At 59.8% G+C, this 17,385-nt stretch carries 15 protein-coding genes; 4 read left to right on the top strand and 11 right to left on the bottom strand.

Going from position 1 to position 17,385, the window contains the following annotated elements:
* Positions 1 to 152: 152 nt before the first annotated feature.
* The 4 genes from ACX3YF_RS25755 to ACX3YF_RS25740 all read left to right on the top strand — a co-directional run bounded on the left by ACX3YF_RS25755 (position 153) and on the right by ACX3YF_RS25740 (position 1,248).
* Positions 153 to 332 (top strand): hypothetical protein, encoded by a 180-nt coding sequence (locus tag ACX3YF_RS25755; protein ID WP_130206281.1) that lies wholly within the window; start codon positions 153 to 155, stop codon positions 330 to 332.
* 208 nt (positions 333 to 540) lie between these two features.
* A complete protein-coding gene (locus tag ACX3YF_RS25750; protein WP_262984240.1) occupies positions 541 to 666 on the top strand; it encodes a hypothetical protein in 126 nt (41 codons plus the stop codon).
* 115 nt (positions 667 to 781) lie between these two features.
* Complete coding sequence (locus tag ACX3YF_RS25745) at positions 782 to 994, top strand: hypothetical protein (protein WP_103405652.1); 213 nt, start codon at positions 782 to 784, stop codon at positions 992 to 994.
* Complete coding sequence (locus ACX3YF_RS25740; RefSeq protein ID WP_130206277.1) at positions 991 to 1,248, top strand: hypothetical protein; 258 nt, start codon at positions 991 to 993, stop codon at positions 1,246 to 1,248. The genes ACX3YF_RS25745 and ACX3YF_RS25740 overlap by 4 nt, the downstream gene beginning before the upstream one ends.
* A 125-nt stretch (positions 1,249 to 1,373) precedes the next feature.
* Here ACX3YF_RS25740 and ACX3YF_RS25735 read toward each other — a convergent pair whose 3' ends face one another.
* The 11 genes from ACX3YF_RS25735 to ACX3YF_RS25685 all read right to left on the bottom strand — a co-directional run bounded on the left by ACX3YF_RS25735 (position 1,374) and on the right by ACX3YF_RS25685 (position 16,925).
* Positions 1,374 to 1,970 (bottom strand): glutathione S-transferase, encoded by a 597-nt coding sequence (locus tag ACX3YF_RS25735; RefSeq protein ID WP_458974542.1) that lies wholly within the window; start codon positions 1,968 to 1,970, stop codon positions 1,374 to 1,376.
* Positions 1,967 to 5,608, bottom strand: a complete 3,642-nt coding sequence (locus ACX3YF_RS25730) for an AAA family ATPase (protein ID WP_458974541.1) — start codon at positions 5,606 to 5,608, stop codon at positions 1,967 to 1,969. The genes ACX3YF_RS25735 and ACX3YF_RS25730 overlap by 4 nt, the downstream gene beginning before the upstream one ends.
* On the bottom strand, positions 5,605 to 6,849 hold the full coding sequence (locus tag ACX3YF_RS25725; protein WP_458974540.1) for an exonuclease SbcCD subunit D C-terminal domain-containing protein: 1,245 nt from the start codon (positions 6,847 to 6,849) through the stop codon (positions 5,605 to 5,607). The genes ACX3YF_RS25730 and ACX3YF_RS25725 overlap by 4 nt, the downstream gene beginning before the upstream one ends.
* Before the next feature lie 126 nt (positions 6,850 to 6,975).
* Positions 6,976 to 8,628 (bottom strand): BatD family protein, encoded by a 1,653-nt coding sequence (locus ACX3YF_RS25720; RefSeq protein ID WP_288098246.1) that lies wholly within the window; start codon positions 8,626 to 8,628, stop codon positions 6,976 to 6,978.
* Positions 8,625 to 10,364: a tetratricopeptide repeat protein gene (locus ACX3YF_RS25715; protein WP_448646534.1), complete on the bottom strand. Its 1,740-nt coding sequence runs from the start codon at positions 10,362 to 10,364 to the stop codon at positions 8,625 to 8,627. The genes ACX3YF_RS25720 and ACX3YF_RS25715 overlap by 4 nt, the downstream gene beginning before the upstream one ends.
* On the bottom strand, positions 10,361 to 11,440 hold the full coding sequence (locus tag ACX3YF_RS25710) for a vWA domain-containing protein (RefSeq protein ID WP_448646535.1): 1,080 nt from the start codon (positions 11,438 to 11,440) through the stop codon (positions 10,361 to 10,363). The genes ACX3YF_RS25715 and ACX3YF_RS25710 overlap by 4 nt, the downstream gene beginning before the upstream one ends.
* Positions 11,433 to 11,927 carry a DUF4381 domain-containing protein gene (locus ACX3YF_RS25705; protein ID WP_047528405.1) on the bottom strand — a complete coding sequence of 165 codons (495 nt, stop codon included), beginning with the start codon at positions 11,925 to 11,927 and terminating at the stop codon, positions 11,433 to 11,435. The genes ACX3YF_RS25710 and ACX3YF_RS25705 overlap by 8 nt, the downstream gene beginning before the upstream one ends.
* Positions 11,924 to 12,868, bottom strand: coding sequence for a DUF58 domain-containing protein (locus ACX3YF_RS25700; RefSeq protein WP_130206261.1), 945 nt, complete (start codon positions 12,866 to 12,868; stop codon positions 11,924 to 11,926). Before ACX3YF_RS25700 ends, ACX3YF_RS25705 begins: the two co-directional genes overlap by 4 nt.
* A 5-nt stretch (positions 12,869 to 12,873) precedes the next feature.
* Positions 12,874 to 13,833 carry an AAA family ATPase gene (locus ACX3YF_RS25695; RefSeq protein WP_003218556.1) on the bottom strand — a complete coding sequence of 320 codons (960 nt, stop codon included), beginning with the start codon at positions 13,831 to 13,833 and terminating at the stop codon, positions 12,874 to 12,876.
* A 169-nt stretch (positions 13,834 to 14,002) separates the two neighbouring features.
* Positions 14,003 to 15,709 carry an ATP-binding cassette domain-containing protein gene (locus ACX3YF_RS25690; protein ID WP_458974539.1) on the bottom strand — a complete coding sequence of 569 codons (1,707 nt, stop codon included), beginning with the start codon at positions 15,707 to 15,709 and terminating at the stop codon, positions 14,003 to 14,005.
* 28 nt (positions 15,710 to 15,737) lie between these two features.
* Positions 15,738 to 16,925 carry a YcaO-like family protein gene (locus ACX3YF_RS25685; protein WP_458974538.1) on the bottom strand — a complete coding sequence of 396 codons (1,188 nt, stop codon included), beginning with the start codon at positions 16,923 to 16,925 and terminating at the stop codon, positions 15,738 to 15,740.
* Positions 16,926 to 17,385: the final 460 nt, after the last annotated feature.

Genomic DNA, 17,385 nt, shown 5'->3' with positions numbered 1-17,385 from the left:
CAGGCCCCGGTCCATGGGGCCTGCGTTGTTCTATCAATGAGGCTGATATCTGGTACTGCTGCAAAGCATTTCAAGGCATCGACCCTTGAAGGTTAAGTTTGCTTCACGGCCCCACCGGGCAAGCAAGCCAACTGACTTCGAGGAATACCGTCATGAACTTCAATCTCTTCTCCGTAATCGCCGCTTCCGCCATCTCTGCTTCCGTTGCCCTGCCAGCCAGTGCCAACGTTGAAATCAGCGAGAAAAAAACCCACACCCAGAGCTACACCCAGAAATACCTGCAACAGAGCGCCAACTTCTACGCCGCGCTGGACCACAAAGCCCAACACTGAAAGCGCCTTCCTGCACCCTTTATGCAGGAGCGAAGTCACTGGCCAATCGACCGTTCACCGATCGAAAGGCGCTGAAGTGATGTCGCTCCTGCATAACGCATTTACGACAGCATCAAATAGCCATTAATCTTCTGCTTGATATCATTCGGCCATGCGTTTAAATTTGACGCTGATTTTTTGACTCCTTCCCAGGAAAAGGATCGACAAGATGGCGATGCGTCTGGCTGTGGTGCTGCTATTCCTCTATTCCACTCCGATTTTATCCGCCGTAGAGCCTGTTTCTGGCGAGCCTGACGCTGCCCGCGAACGCTTGATGAGTTTTATTGAAGACTGAAATAGTCTGCTTCAATGATCAACGAAGCTGATAGTTGCTATAGACCGGACTCGTTGGTTATCCGCGCTTTTTTGATCGATCCTGTGGACATTGAAACATGCCCACGGAGAACATCATGGCCCGCGCAATTATCACTTCTGCCAAACATGGCGCCTATGTGGCTATCGGTCTTTACCTGGTCATGGTGCTGGTTGTCAGCCTTTCGCCGCAGTCGCAACGATCCTTCGAAACGCCGATTCAAGTCGCACATCCTGGCATCCAGTTTGAGCACCGCGCGCACAACGCGATGGTCGACCAGGCTGATCTCGCGGGAGTCGGCGGAGCATGAAAGGTCACAGACTCTGGGTCATTGCCTTCCTGGCGTTCATGACCAACGGCGCGTCGTTGTTGGGGATCGGCCAGGGCTCGGCGGGCTCGGTGGCCCGGTCCATAGAGGCCAACCACAACATTGCCCGTAACATCGAAACCGCCAAGGCGTTGGGCTTGCTGGCCGGCAACCCGCCGATCAAGCCTGAAGGCGGTTTTTTCGGGCCGTTCCAGGTTGATTGCTCGGCCATAGGGATGTGTGAGGTTTTGGCCTGAGTCACCACGATCCCTGTGGGAGCGAGCCTGCTCGCGATGGTCGTGAACGATGACGCTGAGAACCTGACACCGCGCAGCACTCTCAGGTTTTTCGCGAGCAGGCTCGCTCCTACAGGGAATCGCGTTTACTTCGCCATGATCGACGTAAACAGTTGCGACTCGATAAACCCCTGCAACCAGGCCTGTAACCGCCGATAAGGCGTCTGCGCAAACCACTCGCGATCGACATGGGCGAACTGCCGTACGAACGGCATCAGCGCCACGTCGGCGAGGCTGGGATGATCGGCCAGCAAGCAGGCGTGCCCCTCGAGCATCTCGTCGAGCTTGCGCAAGAACACCTCGCCCTCGGCGCGGTAAAACGCCATGGGTTGCTCGGGGTAGCGTTCGGCGTATTTGTAGCGATTGAGCTGCACCTTGAACGCCTGGTCGTTTTCCTCGATCAGCGCGGCAATGGTCAGCTGTCCCTGCGGGTCATCCTTGAGCAACCAGTCCTGTGGATCGTTCTGCGCCAACGCCCAGCGCATGATTTCCAGGCTTTCATCGATGACCCGGCCGTCCACGTCCAGCACCGGCACCGTGCCTTTGCTCGACAGAGCGAGCATTTCGGCGGGTTTGGCCTTCAGGCTGACTTCGACAATGCTGACCTCAACCCCTGAGTAGTGCAGGGCCATGCGTGCCCGCATGGCGTACGGGCAGCGGCGAAAGGAATAGAGCGTGGTCATTTCACCTCCAGGGTGCTGAGGCCGTTGCCTTGGCGGCGGACCTGGATCTGCACCGGAATCCGTTCATGCATTTCCTGCACGTGGGAAATGACCGCGACCTTGCGGCCCTGGGCCTGCAGGCCGTCGAGGGCGTCCATGGCCAGTTGCAGGGATTCCGGATCGAGGCTACCGAAGCCTTCGTCGATGAACAGCGATTCGATTTTCAGCGTGCTCGACGCCATCGATGCCAGGCCCAATGCCAGCGCCAGCGACACCAGGAAGGTCTCGCCACCCGACAACGAATGCACCGAACGCAGTTCGTCGCCCATCTCGGTGTCCATCACCAGCAGCCCCAGCATGCTGCCGCCGCGCTTGAGGCGATAGCGGCGCACCAGTTGGCGCAATTGCACGTTGGCGTGATGGACCAGCAAGTCGAGGTTGTAGGCCTGGGCGATCTTGCGGAAGGTGTCGCCGGTGGCCGAACCGATCAACGCATTCAAACGTGCCCAGCGCTGGAATTCGGCGTAGGCATCGGCGATCTGTTGCGCCAGGGCCTGATTGGCGTTTTGCCGGCGCTGGTCCTCAGCCTGCTCGGCACGCAATTCGGCGCAGCGTTGTTCGCTGACGCTGAACTGGTTTTGCAGTTCTGCCAGCGCCGTGGCGAGTTGCTCGGCGTCGAGGTTGCCGTTGTGCTGCGCCTGATGAGCGAGCAGGCGCTGGTCGCGCTCTTGCAGCAGCACCTTGGCCTGTTCGATGGCCTTTTCGTTGTGCTGCAAGCGCTGGCGAAGCTCGCTGACCTGCGTGTCATCGACGCGCAGCAGGTCTTCGAGACCGCCGTCATCCAGCTCAGGATGACGCGCGCGCCAGTCGGCAATCTTCTGCGTCAGCTCGTTGTCTTCGCTTTGCAGCGCTTGCAAGCGTTCCTGCTGCGCCTTGAGTTCGGCGCCAATCTGCACGTATTGCGTGCGCAGGTTCTGCAGTTCCGAAGCCATGGTGGTTTCGGCGTTGCGCGCCTGCTCCACGGCCTGCTCCAGTTGCTGCTGCCAGTGCTCGGCGCTGCTGTGTTCGCCCAGCAGTTGCGCGAGTTTCGCCTGACAGGCCTGTTGCTGTTCGGCCAGAGCACTGAACTGTTGCTTGGCGCTTTGCAACTGCTGTATGCGGCTGAGCTGGCGATCCTGTTCCTTCTCCAGCGTCTGCTGACGTTGCTGCTGTTCGGCCAGTTCTTCCTTTTGCTGATCGACTTGCGCCAGGCGCTCGGCGATCTGCCGATCCAGCTGCATGAAAGTTGCCGCCGGCTCGACGCGCAAGGCCTCGAGGGTATCGGCCGGCAGCAGGCTGGCGAACGCGGTGAGTTCCTCGTCGAGGCGCTGACGGTCGCTGCTCAGTTCGCGTTGTTGATTGCTCAAGTGCTGCGCTGCTTGCTGATGCGCGGTCTCGGTATTGCGCAGTTGCTGGGTCAGGCGCGCGGCATCCTGTTGCAGGGTGAGCAGGGCGCTTTGGCGTTGTTCGTCTTGGGTGATGCTCTGGTTCAACTGATCGTTTTGCCGGGTCAGCCAGGCGTCGCGCTTGTCGGCGTCCTGATTGAACAACGAAGTGGCCAGCGGATGCGCCTCCAGGCTCGGCGCCAGTGCCTGGAGTTGGGCGGTCAATTGTTCTTGCTGTTGCAGCAGCTCTTTCTGCCGGGCGATCACACCACCGACTTCGGCGCGCAGCTCGGTGAGTTTTTCCTTGAGCTGATCCACCGACTGCTGGGCCGAGGCCTGCTCATTTTCATCGTGGCGACCCAGGCTTTGCAGCAGCGCTTCAGGCTGATGATACGGGTGCTCGTTGCTGCCGCAGACCGGGCAGGGCTGGTCGTCCTGCAACTGCGCGCGCAACTCTTCGACACTGGCGCTGCGGGCCAGACGCTGGCGTTCGAGCAGTTCACGGGTGACGTTGAGGGTTTGTTCGGCGACGCTGAGTTCGGCTTTGGTTTTGACCCCGTCCTGGGTCAGGCGCTCGCGCTCCTGTTGCGCATCGAGCAGTCGCTGTTGCAGCTCGGCGCCGCGTTTTTCCAGCTCCTGCTGACTGGCCCAGAGCCGCGTCATATCTTCAATGGCGCGCAGTTGTTTGCGGTTGTCCTGCAACAGGTTGCCGAGGATGCCAATCTGCTCGGCAACCGCATCCGGCTCGGCGCCGGCCTCTTTGAACAGCACTTCCAGTTGCTGTTTTTGCGTGTTCAGTGCTTCGGCGCTTTGCGCCGCGTTCTGTTCGAGGCTGGCCAGTTCGGCCTGGCCCTTGTTCAGGCGATTGCCAATCAGCATCAGCTGTTGCAGGCGATTGCGGTAGGCATTCCACGCATCGCTCAACGGCGCCAGATGGGTGCTCTGTTCCAGCTCGGCGGCCATTTTTTGCAGGCGTTCAGCGACCTGGGCCTGTTTGTCCTGCAAGGTTTCAATGCCGCTCTGGCCTTGCGTGCAGGCCTGCTCGGCGGACTGTCGGGCGTCGGCGCTGAGGGCGGTGTCCTTGGCGAGGCGGGCGAGGGTGCTTTGCTCCTCGAAAGCCTGACGCAGCAGCGGGGCGCTTTCGCTGTGCCGCTGCTGCGCTTCGCCCAAGGCGTTTTTCGCCGACTCGAGGGTTTGCTCCAGTTGCGTCTGGCGTTCGCTGAGTTCGCCGTGTTGGCGGGTGTGTATAGCAATCTGTGCAGCCAGTGGCGTCAGTTGCGCATCGAGTTCCGTCTTGCGCGCGAACTGGTGACGTTGCGGGGCGAGTTGTTCAAGGCGCGTAAGCTTGAGGCGTTCACCGGCCAGACCTTGCCACTGTTGTTGCGAACTTTGCAGTTGCTCGGCGGCCGCTTGGTGCGCGTCCTGCAACTGGCGCAAATCCTTGAGCCAGCTGTGTTGTTGCTCAAGCTGCTTGAGCTGCGCCTGCTGCAACTTCAGCTGTTGTTGCGCTTGGTTGAAGCGTTCATCCAGCTCTGCACGGGCTTCAGGCGACAACGGGGTGACACCGCTGGCCTGGTCCTGCAGCAGCTTGTGCGCTTCGCGGGCTTCTTTGGTCTTGTCGAAGGCGCGACGGCCGAGGCGGGTGTAGAGCGCGGTGTCGGTGAGTTTTTCCAGCAGTTCGCTGCGGTCGTTGTCATCGGCCTTGAGGAAGGCGCTGAACTCGCTTTGGGCCAGCAGCACGGCGCGGGTGAACTGTTCGAAATTCAGGCCCAGGGCGGCTTCGAGTTGGGTCTTGTATTCGCCTTTCTGGCTGGCCAGCAGTTGATCCTGATCGATGTCGCGCAGGCTCTGGCGACTGGCTTGCAACTTGCCACCGGCCTTTTCCCGGGCGCGGTTGGCTTCCCAGCGTGCGCGATAGCGGCGGCCGTCGACACCGACGAAATCGACTTCGGCATAGCCCTCACCGGTGCCGCGACGCAGCAGGGTGCGCGGATCGCCGGTGCCGATTTCGCCATCGGCGTCCGGCACTTTGGCGTCGCGGCCGGTGTTGTTCAGGCGTGGAACCGCACCGAACAACGCCAGGCACAGGGCATCGAGCAACGTGCTTTTACCGGCGCCGGTCGGGCCGGTGATGGCGAACAGGCCGGCACTGGCCAAGGGTTCGGCGGTGAAGTCGATTTCAAACGGCCCGGCCAGGGAGGCGAGGTTTTTCAGGCGGATCGCGAGGATCTTCATGGCTGTTCGCCCTCCATCTGCACGTCTTGCAGCAGCTCGGCAAAGTCCTTGAGGGTTTGCTCGTCGACTTCGCTGCCGTAGTTGTCTTGCCAGGCACGGCTGAACAGTTCTTGAGGGGTGAGCTGGTCCAGTTCGATCAACGCCGCACCGTCCTCGGCGCCTTCGCGACTGCCGTTGCCGGCGTACTCGGCGGCGATGCGCACCAGTCGCACAGCCTTGCCTTGCAGGGCGCTTTCCACTTGATGGCGCAAGTCAGGTTGCGGTTCGTCGAGGCGCACCCGGACTTCCAGCCAGGGTTGACGATGCAGGTCGGCGAGCAGGTCGATGTTCGGCAGGTCCGCCAATTGCAACAGGATCTCCGCCAGTGGCGCCGGGCCAAGGCGTTGCAGGTTCACCGCACGGGGAATGAGTCTGGGTTCGACGCTGACCAGGGTTTCGCCGTCGAGGGTGATGTCGAGAATCTGGTGCTGGTAGCCGATCTCGGAGAACGACAACGGAATCGGCGAGCCGCTGTAGCGAATGCGCTCTTCACCGTTGACCTTTTGCGGCTTGTGCAGGTGACCGAGGGCCACGTAGCTGATGCTCGGTCCGAACAGACTGGCGGGCAGGGCTTCGGCGTTGCCGATGATCAGGCTGCGTTCGGAGTCTTCCGACACCGAACCACCGGCCATGTGCGCATGGCTGATGGCGATCAGCGCCTGGCCCGGCTGGCGTTTGGCATTGGCCGCTTCGATCAGCCATTCATGGACCTGGCCAATGCCGCGCAGGTAGTTGTCGCCCAAATGCGCGCCAGTCACTTCCGCCGGGCGCAGGAACGGCAGCGCCAGGCACCAGCCGGCGATGTCGCCTTTGGCATCGGGCAATGGCAGCAGCAGGCGTTCGGCGTCCAGTTGCCCGTCATCCAGCCACAGCACGCGCCCCAGGGCATGGGTGCGCAAGCGACGCATCAACGGCGCCGGCAGTTCGATCCGCGACCCGGAATCGTGGTTGCCGGCAATCATCACGATGGTCAGCAACGGCTGCTGCTCGTGGGCGCTGACGATGAAGTCGTAGAGACGCTCCTGGGCTTTGACCGGCGGATTGACCGTGTCGAAGATGTCGCCGGCGATCAGCAGCACATCAGGCTGATCCAGTTTGAGCTGACGCAGCAGCCAGTCGAGAAAACAACCGTGCTCGAAATCGCGATCCTGGCCGTGCAGGTTCTGCCCGAGGTGCCAGTCGGAGGTGTGGAACAGACGCAAGGGCAACTCCGCTAGATAAAGGTGATGGCCGCGGGGACACATGGCTGCGGCGAAAGGGGGAGAGTTTACTGGTAAAAAAGCACGAGCTCCCTCGCCACAAAAGCTTCCTGTCATAAAGACAGGTGTTTACTTGGGATAAAGCGGTGGCAAACCACTGTCGCCCACCGGGTCCTGGACCCGCTCGGCAATCGGAATGGTGCGGATCACCCGCCACAGCTCTTCGCCTTGCCAGTGTTGGCCGGTTTCGCTGTAGAGCGCGCCATTGAGGCCGTCGAGGGCGTCGGACAGTGGCACGAAGCGGGCGGCCATGTCGGCCAGGGTTTCCGGTTGCTGCCGGGCCCAGGCGTCGAGGGCCTGGCGTGTGGCGTGGGGGTCGTTGGCCTGGCAGGCACGCTTGAGGTCGTCGAGCACGGTGCGCGGGCTCGGACCGGTTTGTGCGGCTCGCGCGATCGCCGGTTGCCAGCGCGCGCGCCACCACAGGCCGAAGCCCAGCAGAGTGGTGCAAGCGAGGATCAGTGTGCTGAGTTTCCAGCGCCACAGGGTCTCGCTGTCGACCGTGGCGCTGGCCGGAGAATTGCCGGCCGGCGTGTCGACCATCAGGCTCGGATTGACCGCGACCTGCAGGGTTCTGGCAGGCAGGCTGCTGTGTTCCAGATGGTCTTCAAAGGTGTTCCACCAGACCACTTCGACCGATGGCAACTCGATCGGGCCGCTACGGGATGGCACCAGCGCCTCGCGGTCTTCGCGACTGCCGACCAGGCCGCGGTCGCTGTTCTGGTTGCCCAGCACCGGTTGATCCGGATAGCGACGCAGACCACTGGCTTCGGTGCCGGGCAGCGGTGGAAGCTGCGAACTGCCCAGGCCTTCGGCTTTCACGATCAGGCTGCGGGTCAACGAGTCACCGACCTGGACATGATCGGGCTCCGGGTTCCAGTTCTCGCTCAGGGTCAGGCTGCGTGCCGGCAGCCAAGGCAAGTCGGCAGGGTAGGTAATGGGCTTGGCCTTGACCGTGAGCAGCAGTTCACTGGAGCTGACGCGCATCAGCTTGCCGGATTTCGGCGACTGCGGCGTGGCGTCCGGAGCGGGTTGTGCATCTACCAGGGCGGCATTGAAGATCTGCGCCGGGATGATCAATTCGCCACTGTGCTGCGGGTAGATCGCATAGCGCATTTCGATCACGCCGTGGCGCACGCCGTTGATGTCTTTCTCGTAGGTGCGCGACTCGCCGAGTTGTTCGATGCGCGCATCGGGAATCTGCAGCGGCGGCAGGCTGCTGTCGTCGTACAGCGACACCGAGTGGTAAATGCGCAAGGTCAGGATCGCCTGAGCCTGCACGTACACGCTGCTCTGATCGAGGCTGGCGTCGATGAAGACCGGGGCCTGTTTGTTCGGGTTGTCCTGGGTTTCGCTTTCCACCACTTGTACGGTGATCGGCTGGCTCTCGACCTCGCCCAGTTTCAGCGGCGGAATCACCACGCTGCCCGTTTGTTTCGGCAGCAGCGTGACGATCCAGCGGGTCGTGGCGCGGTTGTCGCCACTGAGGGTGTTCAACTGGTTGACCTGGCGTGTGCCGCGCACGTCGAACAGCGGCTCCAGCGGCGCCAGGTCCGGCTTGCCGAACTGCGTGACGTCGGAGGACTCCAGGGTCAGTTCGACCGTCTCTCCTGAACTCAGGCGCGTGCGATCGACGCTGGCGACCAGCTCGGCTGCCTGGGCCTGAACGGTGCAGATCAGCAGGGCCGGCATCGAGGCGAGCATGTAGGCGGTGAAGCGGGTCATCGAGTTTTTCCCTGATCCTGATGTTGTTGCTGTTCGTACCAGAATTTGCGTCTGAGCAATTCGCCGGGGTCATCCGGGATCTGCCGCAGCCATTGCTCCAGCGCCTGCTGTTGTTCGCCTTCGATGCTGTCGTTGGCCGGACGCATGGGCGGCGTGGTGTGCTGTTCATCCCCCAGTTCGCTGCCCGGTACTTCATTGCTGCCGGGGCGCGGGGGGGTGGAGGGCGGTTGTTCGGCGGTGGTTTTTTCGTCTTCGCCCTCGGTTTTCGCTTCGCCAGTGCTCGTCGGTTGCGTCGTGGCGCCGGACGGGGATTCTTGTGGAGGCGTCTGCGGCTCTTCACTGGAGGCCTTGTCCGGCTCGGCGGCAGGCGGGGTCTGCTTCTGCTTGAGCAAGGCTTCCACCAGTGCCTTGTTGGTCAGGGCCGGGCGCAAGTCCGGCTGGCGTTCCAGTGCCTGATCGTAGGCATCCAGCGCTGCTTCCAGCTCACCACTCTTGGCCAGGGCATTGCCACGATTGTAGTGGGCGTGGGCGTCATTGCCTTCGGCGAACCGCTGGGCGGCGCCTGTGTAGTCTCCGGCCTCGTAAAGGGCCACGCCTTGCCATTGGTGATCTTCGAAATGCTGTGCCGCTTCTGCCGGGCGTTTCTGCTTGAGCAAGTGTTGACCCTGTTGGTCGGGGCGCAGCCAGAGGTCCTGGAAGTCGAAGGCATAGCTCGGTTGCGGCAGCGCCAGCAACAGCGGCAGGCAGAACAGCCAGCCGCGACGGCCGGCGCAGGCCGCCAGCAACAACAAGGGCAGCAGCAACCAGTAACCCTGATCGGCCCAGGTGTCCAGGCGCAGGGTCTGGCCGTCGTTGCGCAGGTTGCGCGGGCCGTCGAGCAAGCCGAGGGCGCGCAGATCGGCATCGTCGAGGAGCGCGTGGCGATAGTGTCCATCCATCTCGCTGGCAAAGGCTTTGAGGCCGGGTTCGTCCAGACGCGGCACCAGAATCGCGCCCTGTTCGTCCTTGAGAAAACTGCCGTCGTCCTGGGTGATCGGCGCCCCTTCGGCGGTGCCGATGCCGAGCATCAGAAATTGCGTTGACTTGCCGCTCAGCGCACGGCGAATCTCCAGGCGTTCCTGTTCCGTAAGGGATGAACCAATCAACAGGATCCGGCCATCGCCGAGGGCGGCCTGTTGCAGCAGCGTCAGGGCCTTGACCACCGCGAGGTCGGCGCGATGGCCGGCTTCGGGCATCAGCGACGGCTTGAGGGCGTCGAGCAGATTACGGCTGGTGGCCAAGTCATCCGACAGCGGCACGAGGGTGTGCGCACTGCCGGCGTATACGACGATGGCCGTCTGCGCGTCACTGCGATTTTGCAAGAGATCGAAGAGCTTGCGCCGGGCCTGTTCCAGCCGGTTGGGCTGAACGTCGGTGGCGAGCATCTCCGGGGTCAACTCCAGGAGCACCACCAATGGGTCGGCGGGTTTCTGGCTCAGTTGCTCGACACGTTCCCAGCTCGGGCCCAGCAGTGCGAACACGGTCAGTAGCCAGGCCACGCCGAGGGCAATCCATGGCAGTTTGCTGTCGCGTCCGTTACCACCACTGAGCAATGCCGCATGGAAGGCGGGGGGCAGAATCATCTGCCAGCGCCCGGCACGCTTCTGCCGATGCCAGAGTTGCCAGAGCAGCCAGCCAAGCAGTGGCAGCAATAACAGCCACCAGGGGCGGAACCAGTAGGGCCAGAGTGCGCTCATCGACGCCTCCGCAGGCGCAGGCGCTTGAGCCGCTCGCGCCAGTCGGGCAGTTGCGTTTGCAAAAACAGATCCTTGGTAAGCAGACGGTGCAGCGGGTTATCCGGCCAGAGCTCGCGGGCCACCAACAGCATGCTCAACAACAGTGCCAGCGCCAGGGGCCACTGATACAGGGTCTCGGCCGGGCGGGCCTGGGTCGGCTGCTGTGCCACCGGCTCCAGTCGGTCGAGGGTGTCCTTGATCGCTTGCAGTTCCTTGCCGTCACGGGCCCGGAAGTACTGGCCGCCGGTGGCTTCGGCGATGGCTTTGAGGGAGGGTTCGTCCAGGTCCAGGCTCGGGTTGATCCCGAGGAATCCCAGGGTGCCACTTTGCTCCGGGTCGGCGCCGATGCCGATCGGGTAGATTTTCACCCCTTCCTTGGCCGCCAGACGCGCAGCGGTCAGCGGGTCGATCTGGCCGCCGTTGTTGGCGCCGTCGGTCACCAGAATCAATACGCGGCTTTGTGCCGGACGCTGGCGCAAGCGCTTGATGGCCAGGCCAATGGCGTCGCCGATGGCGGTGTTCTTGCCGGCGATGCCGATGCGCGCTTCGTCGAGCCAGACGCGCACGGTATGGCGGTCGAACGTCAGTGGTGCTTGCACGTACGCCTGGCTGCCGAACAGGATCAAACCGACCCGATCGCCTTCGCGGCTTTCGAGGAAGTCGCCGAGCAGATGCTGGACCAGCGCAAGGCGGCTGACGTCGTCGTCCTGCCATTGCATGTCGGGGAAGTCCATGGAGCCGGACACGTCCACCGCCACCAGCAGATCGCGGCCGCTGGCGGCAATCGGCAGCGGCTCGCCCAGCCATTGCGGACGCGCGGCAGCGATCAGCAGCATCAACCACAGCAGCATGAACGGTGCCTGTTGGCGCCAGGCCGGCAGGTTGGCGCGTGCACGGCGGCGGGCCAGCCCTTCGAGGTCACTGAGGAAGCTGACCTTGAGCGCCGGCTCGCCGCTGTCGGCCACCGGCAACAGGATGCGCATCAGCCACGGCAGCGGCAGCAGGACGAAGATCCATGGCCAGGCGAACTCAAACATGTTTGCGAATCCAGATTTCGACCGCTTGGGTCAGGCCGGCGATGGCCTTGTCGTCGAGTTTGCATTCGGGCTTGTAGGCCCCTTCGACCAGCACCATCCAGCGGGTCAGGCCGGCCGCCGGGCAGCGGTTGTCCAGAAAAGCCAGCCATTTGCGTCCGTTGAGGGTGTGGCTCTGGCTGTAGGGATAGTGGTTGCGGCACAGGCGCTTGAGCAGGCCGTTGAGTTGTTGCAGCCAGGCGCCTGCCGGCGCGCCATCGTAGGGCTTGGGCATCAGCGCCAGTTCCGCCAGTGCGGCGAGGCGCACCGGGTCCAGCGGTTGTTCGGCGCGCACGATCGGGCGTTTGTCGGGAATCAAGCGTCGCAGCTTCCACAGGCCGAAACCGATCAAAGGCAGCAGCAACAGCAGTGACCACCAGCCCGGTGCCGGTGGCCAGAACCCGATGGCCGGTGGGGTAATCAGCGGTTGAAGTTGATCGAGACCGTTCATCGACCTTTCCCCGGTTTCTGTGGGTTCAGGTATTCGCGCAATTGTTCGACCATCTCGCTTTGGGTGCTCAACGGCATCAACAACACGCGCAGCTTTTGCGCGAGCAACTCCCAGCGGGCAATGCGCGCTTCGGCCTGGGCACGGTAGGTCTGGCGCAGATCGAAGTTCAGCGTGTCGAGTTCGAGTTGTGCGCCACGTTCGGCAAAGCGCAAGAGCCCGGCGGCGGGCAGGGCGTGATCCAGCGGGTCGGACAGGGGCAGCAGCAACAGGTCGCAATGGCGCGACAACAAACTCAACTGCTGTTCGGCACTGTCGGACAGCGCACGTTCGTCGCAGATCACGATCACCAGGCTGCCTGGGCGCAACACCTCCCGGGCGCGACGCAAGGCAATGCCGAAGGCATCACGGGCCGGCTCGCTTTCGGAGTTCAGGGACTGGTTGACGCGCACCAGTCGGTTGAGCAATTGCAGCAGGCTCTGCTTGCTGCGCCGGGGTTTGATTTCGTAATGCTCGTTGTCGCCGAACACCAGCCCGCCGACCCGATCGTTATGACCCAGCGCCGCCCAGCCGATCAGGCTCGCGGCCTGGGCGGCGAGCACCGACTTGAACATCAACCCGGAGCCGAAAAACAGCCGGCGGCTTTGCTCGACCATGATGAAAATCGGCCGCTCGCGCTCTTCATGGAACAGCTTGGTGTGCGGTTCCTGCGTCCGCGCGGTGACGCGCCAGTCGATGGTGCGCACGTCGTCACCGGCCTGATAGACCCGCACCTGATCGAAGTCCACGCCCCGTCCGCGCAGCTTGGAGTGGTGCAGGCCGATCAGCGGGCTGCGCTGACTGGGCGTCGAGAACAACTGCACTTCACGTACGCGATGGCGCATCTCGATCAGCTCGGCGAGCGTGATGCGGATACCCGGTTGGGACGGCAGGGGGACGTTCATCGGGGTCAAGCGACGGCTACGACGTCGAGAATCCGCTGGACCACCCGATCCTGGTCGATCCCTGCGGCTTCGGCTTCAAAGGAGAGAATGATGCGGTGGCGCAGCACATCGAACAGCACGGCCTGGATGTCCTCCGGGCTGACGAAGTCGCGTCCGGCGAGCCAGGCATGGGCGCGGGCGCAACGGTCGAGGGCAATCGAACCGCGAGGACTGGCGCCGTACGCAATCCATTCGGCCATTTCCGGGTCGAACTTGGCCGGTGTCCGCGTGGCCATGACCAGCTGCACCAGGTATTCCTCCACGGCGTCGGCCATGTACAAGCCGAGGATTTCCTTGCGCGCGGCAAAGATGGCCTGCTGGCTGACCCGTCGTTCAGGCTTGGTCTCGCCGTTCAGCGCTTCGCCGCGAGCCTGCTGCAGGATCCGCCGCTCGACGGCGGCATCGGGGAAGCCGATTTTCACGTGCATCAGGAAACGGTCGAGCTGGGCTTCGGGCAGCGGGTAGGTGCCTTCCTGCTCGATGGGGTTTTGCGTGGCCATCACCAAAAACAGCGGCGACAGCTCATAAGTGCTGCGCCCGACACTGACCTGGCGCTCGGCCATGGCTTCGAGCAAGGCCGACTGAACCTTGGCCGGCGCCCGGTTGATTTCGTCCGCCAGCACCAGGTTGTGGAAGATCGGGCCTTGCTGGAACACGAAGCTGCCGGTTTCCGGGCGATAGATCTCCGTGCCGGTAATGTCGGCAGGCAACAGGTCGGGTGTGAACTGAATGCGATGGAACTGCGCTTCGATACCCTCGGCCAGTTCTTTGATGGCCTTGGTCTTGGCCAGGCCAGGGGCGCCCTCGACCAGCATGTGGCCGTCGGCAAGCAGGGCGATGAGCAAGCGCTCGATGAGTTTTTCCTGGCCGAGAATCTGCGTTGAAAGAAAGGTTCGCAGCGCTAGCAGCGCTTCACGATGTTCCATCGATGACTGTTCCTGGAAAGGGTGACCGACGACGTTCGAATAACGCCAGGGCTGGGGGCGTTACTTTAATCCATCGCGGGGGGCGGCGACTAACGGCATTTTGCGTAAAGTGCAGGGATTTGAGTTCGGTCTCGCCACCGTACATGAAATGGTGACGACTCTACTGGTATTACTCCATCGATTGGAGGTCACTCATCAGCAGTTTGATGGCTGTCCTGTCGACCAGTTCGCACCACGGACCGTCGTCAACGATCGTACCGTTTTGCATGACGATGACGCGGTCGAAGCGGTGCAGGTGGCTGACATCATGAGTCACACAAATTAGTCCACGACCGGCGAAGGTGTCGAATAGCAATTCCCAGACTGGGGTGGCGAGCTTTGGCTCGATTGATGCGCTGGGTTCGTCGAACAGATTGAATCGTCCCGGTCTGTTGATCAGCCGCAGCAGTGATAGACGTTTGGCTTCGCCGCCTGAAATGTTGGATGCATTCTCAGTGAGATGGCGATGGCCAACAACTTCTTCGAGGTTTAGTCGCTGTATTGCCTGGTTTAGACATGGCGATTCAGCAACTCCGAACAGGACTGAATTTTTAAAGGTGCCTTCCAGAAACTGCGGGGACTGAGGACAATATCTGAGGACGTTCAAATGAGCCTGCGCGCTCAGTCTGGAAACCGGTAGGCAGTCGATGTTCAAGTGACTTCTCAGCTGAACATGCAATCCGGCCAGCGCTTCCAGTAACGTCGATTTACCCGCACCACTGGGGCCGGTGATAGCGACCGATTGACCTTGGGTGAAAGTGATGGCGTTCTCGATACGCAGGCGAATCATTCCGTTGTCGCTCACAACGCAGGGCTCGAGAGTCAGCGTCGATTCGTCTCGAGGCTTGATTTGGGCTGTTCGGTTGTCGTCAAAGTTTGGCAATGACAATAGCTGTTGGAGCCGACGCTGGTCAGCGAGGAACTGATCCAGTACCCGATAGCCCTCGGTCAGCGCGGTGATGTTAAGCAAAAAACTTCCCGCAATGGAAAAAATGGCAACCATTTGTCCAACGCTGATGCTTGGCTCGTTCGTCAGTTGATCGAGAACTCCCCAACTGAGTAATCCGCCCGTGGAAAGGCTTACAAACAGCACTTTCGTCCCACTCAAAACACCACCGGAGCTTGCCACGGTGATTGCCGCGTCGGCGTAATGCTTGAATGCACTGTTCAAGGGTTGCGTTGCCGTGTACTCGGCAGCCTCGAGCTTTATCGATTTGCCAGTGCTCAAGGTGCTGAATAGGAGCGCGCTGAGTTCATCCTCTTGCTCGTTGACTGCATCAAGGTGTTTTCTGCGCCACCTGATGATTCGGCAGGCAACGAATAAATAGACGACACCTAAGCTGCTCATCGCAAAGAAAATGCCGATACCGCCCATGTAGGCAAAAGCGCATCCGACAATCAGAAATTCCAGGCACAGTGGGAGTCCAACGGTGACGAAGAACGTTAATAGTTGCTCGTGTGCTGTAATTCCCCGCTCCACTGATTTTATGAAGTGACCGATACGCCAAGAGCTGAACGGGATGAACTCTTTTCGCATCAGTTGCGCAACCCAGTGGGTGGATGCGTCCATTACTACTTTCTGCACTAGCTTGGATAAAAAAAATACTTGCAGCGGATTAATGATTGCTTGTACACACCCTGCCAGAATGAACCCCCCCCCCGTTAGAAGTAGTAGTGTATTGAGTGTCGCGCGGTCGTCGCTATTCAGTGTGTCAATTACGTTTCCTAGTAGTAATGGAGGGGCGAGAGCAATAAGTTTTAATATTATTATCGTCGTGATCGTTGATATCAATAAGGCGGCGTGTGCTTTACAGGCTGTTCTAATGAATGTCTGCATTGGGAATGCCTATAGCTGTTCGCAATAATTAAGCTGTTTTCGCCGTTTGGCGCAGGAATCGCTGGGGAACAACATGACAACCATTTCTGATCAGGTTAAAACGTTCAAGTCCAGGAATATAAGATTGGCAGACGATACCATCGTCGGAGTATCGGGAAGCTACTCTGTGGTAAGGCACTTTGCCGGTACGTAAAAGGTTATTTTCTAATGAGTTGAGTTGAGCTGGAACGTCTTTTACGAAATCCACTATTGGGGAGTCGAGAGTTGGAAGTTTCAACGTGCTTACAGCTTCGAAATCTATAAGAGGTTTTAGTTTTTCCGAGCTTGCTAGAAATGAAAGTGTTGCTCGATCAGTCGCTTCTTGCACATCGTCATACAGTTCACTGACTTGAAATTGTTCCGTCGCTGCTCTTTGGATTGCGGTGCATAAGTCCAATGAACAACCTGAGCCGATGGGTGACAAATGGTGATGGCCGGGGCCGGATTTCGGTAGTGCAACGGAGAAATAAACATCCATCACATCTTTTATGACTATGATCTGTAGTTTATCTGCTAGCGCAAGGGCGTAGTCGTTGTTCTGCAGCGCTTTGACGAGTAAAGGCTTAGAGGGGTTATATAATTTCATGCTCGGACCAATCGAACAAACCGCCATGAAGAAGCAGGACAGGATGTGCCTTTCGATGATTTCATTGATTCCGTGAAGTAATGCTTCAGCTTTGGTGCAGCCAAAAGCAGTCCCTGAGTTAGAGGAGTAACGAGACAGGAAGCGCATGCCTGTATTTTCACCACTAAAATTGGCACTCTCCATCCTCGGGCATAGAAGAATTTTCGGAACGAAGAGCTCTTTACTTTGATCGAGTGTTGTGAGTTTAAAAGATTTTATGAGCTCCGATGCATTTGGCAGGCTAGTGAAAAGACCATCGTTTTCTGCTGCTTTTTGAGAAGCGATAAATCCACAGGACTGAACACTCGAATCATCAGCGTTGAACTGGAAAATGCTGAGGTGTTCGATGCTTTCAGCAAGAGCTCCAATCAGCGAATCTGGACCTTTTCCTGCGCCGGACTCTATTAGATTTCGGCTTTTATCAAAAAGTTTTGCTGTGGCTACAAGTGCGTTGCAATCAATATGTTGAGTGACGGCATTTAGATTTAAGGATTCAATTATTCTTTGGATTTTTTTTAAAGCCGTGACGGGGTCGGTTTCACGCTCTGACATAAGTGCCTCATCGGGGGTCTGAATGCCGAAAGGGCCCTTTCGGCATTTGCTGCAGATGTGATTTGTGCGAATCAGTTAGTCAGCGAGGCAAAGAAGTTTACTTCATTTGCCAAGAGGCCACTTGATGTGATCAATGCCTGGGGAAGTTCATCCCAAGGGGTTATCTCAGTGCGTTTTTTACCCATGATGTTAACTCCTTTTTTATGGAGCAGCACTAGGAGGTAGGTGCTGCGCTTGCGAGATTTATTCGCAAGTGACTTATTAATAGCAGTCAGGCTTTTGAGGTTCAATTGTTCGGTGTCGCGAAACTTCCCATGTGAATGTGGGCTTGTTCCTACATTGAAGTGGGATGGATCTCGGCGAATTTTAGAGTCTGTTAAAATTTGCGTATTTTTCCCGTTATTCCAGTAGTTTGCGATGTTTAAAGATTTGGAGAGGTGATGGTTTTTTTTGCTTCAGA

Source organism: Pseudomonas fluorescens group sp. PF-69, from assembly GCF_054481235.1.
Note: the sequence above shows the minus strand (reverse complement) of the source record. Positions and strands in the feature narration are given on the sequence as shown.

What these genes read in the sequence shown, in the direction of transcription:
- ACX3YF_RS25755 (WP_130206281.1), top strand. Translation starts at nt 153, where the DNA reads ATGAACTTCAATCTCTTCTCCGTAATCGCCGCTTCCGCCATCTCTGCT.
- ACX3YF_RS25750 (WP_262984240.1), top strand. Translation starts at nt 541, where the DNA reads ATGGCGATGCGTCTGGCTGTGGTGCTGCTATTCCTCTATTCCACTCCG.
- ACX3YF_RS25745 (WP_103405652.1), top strand. Translation starts at nt 782, where the DNA reads ATGGCCCGCGCAATTATCACTTCTGCCAAACATGGCGCCTATGTGGCT.
- ACX3YF_RS25740 (WP_130206277.1), top strand. Translation starts at nt 991, where the DNA reads ATGAAAGGTCACAGACTCTGGGTCATTGCCTTCCTGGCGTTCATGACC.
- ACX3YF_RS25735 (WP_458974542.1), bottom strand. Translation starts at nt 1,970, where the DNA reads ATGACCACGCTCTATTCCTTTCGCCGCTGCCCGTACGCCATGCGGGCA.
- ACX3YF_RS25730 (WP_458974541.1), bottom strand. Translation starts at nt 5,608, where the DNA reads ATGAAGATCCTCGCGATCCGCCTGAAAAACCTCGCCTCCCTGGCCGGG.
- ACX3YF_RS25720 (WP_288098246.1), bottom strand. Translation starts at nt 8,628, where the DNA reads ATGACCCGCTTCACCGCCTACATGCTCGCCTCGATGCCGGCCCTGCTG.
- ACX3YF_RS25715 (WP_448646534.1), bottom strand. Translation starts at nt 10,364, where the DNA reads ATGAGCGCACTCTGGCCCTACTGGTTCCGCCCCTGGTGGCTGTTATTG.
- ACX3YF_RS25710 (WP_448646535.1), bottom strand. Translation starts at nt 11,440, where the DNA reads ATGTTTGAGTTCGCCTGGCCATGGATCTTCGTCCTGCTGCCGCTGCCG.
- ACX3YF_RS25705 (WP_047528405.1), bottom strand. Translation starts at nt 11,927, where the DNA reads ATGAACGGTCTCGATCAACTTCAACCGCTGATTACCCCACCGGCCATC.
- ACX3YF_RS25700 (WP_130206261.1), bottom strand. Translation starts at nt 12,868, where the DNA reads ATGAACGTCCCCCTGCCGTCCCAACCGGGTATCCGCATCACGCTCGCC.
- ACX3YF_RS25695 (WP_003218556.1), bottom strand. Translation starts at nt 13,833, where the DNA reads ATGGAACATCGTGAAGCGCTGCTAGCGCTGCGAACCTTTCTTTCAACG.
- ACX3YF_RS25690 (WP_458974539.1), bottom strand. Translation starts at nt 15,709, where the DNA reads ATGCAGACATTCATTAGAACAGCCTGTAAAGCACACGCCGCCTTATTG.
- ACX3YF_RS25685 (WP_458974538.1), bottom strand. Translation starts at nt 16,925, where the DNA reads ATGTCAGAGCGTGAAACCGACCCCGTCACGGCTTTAAAAAAAATCCAA.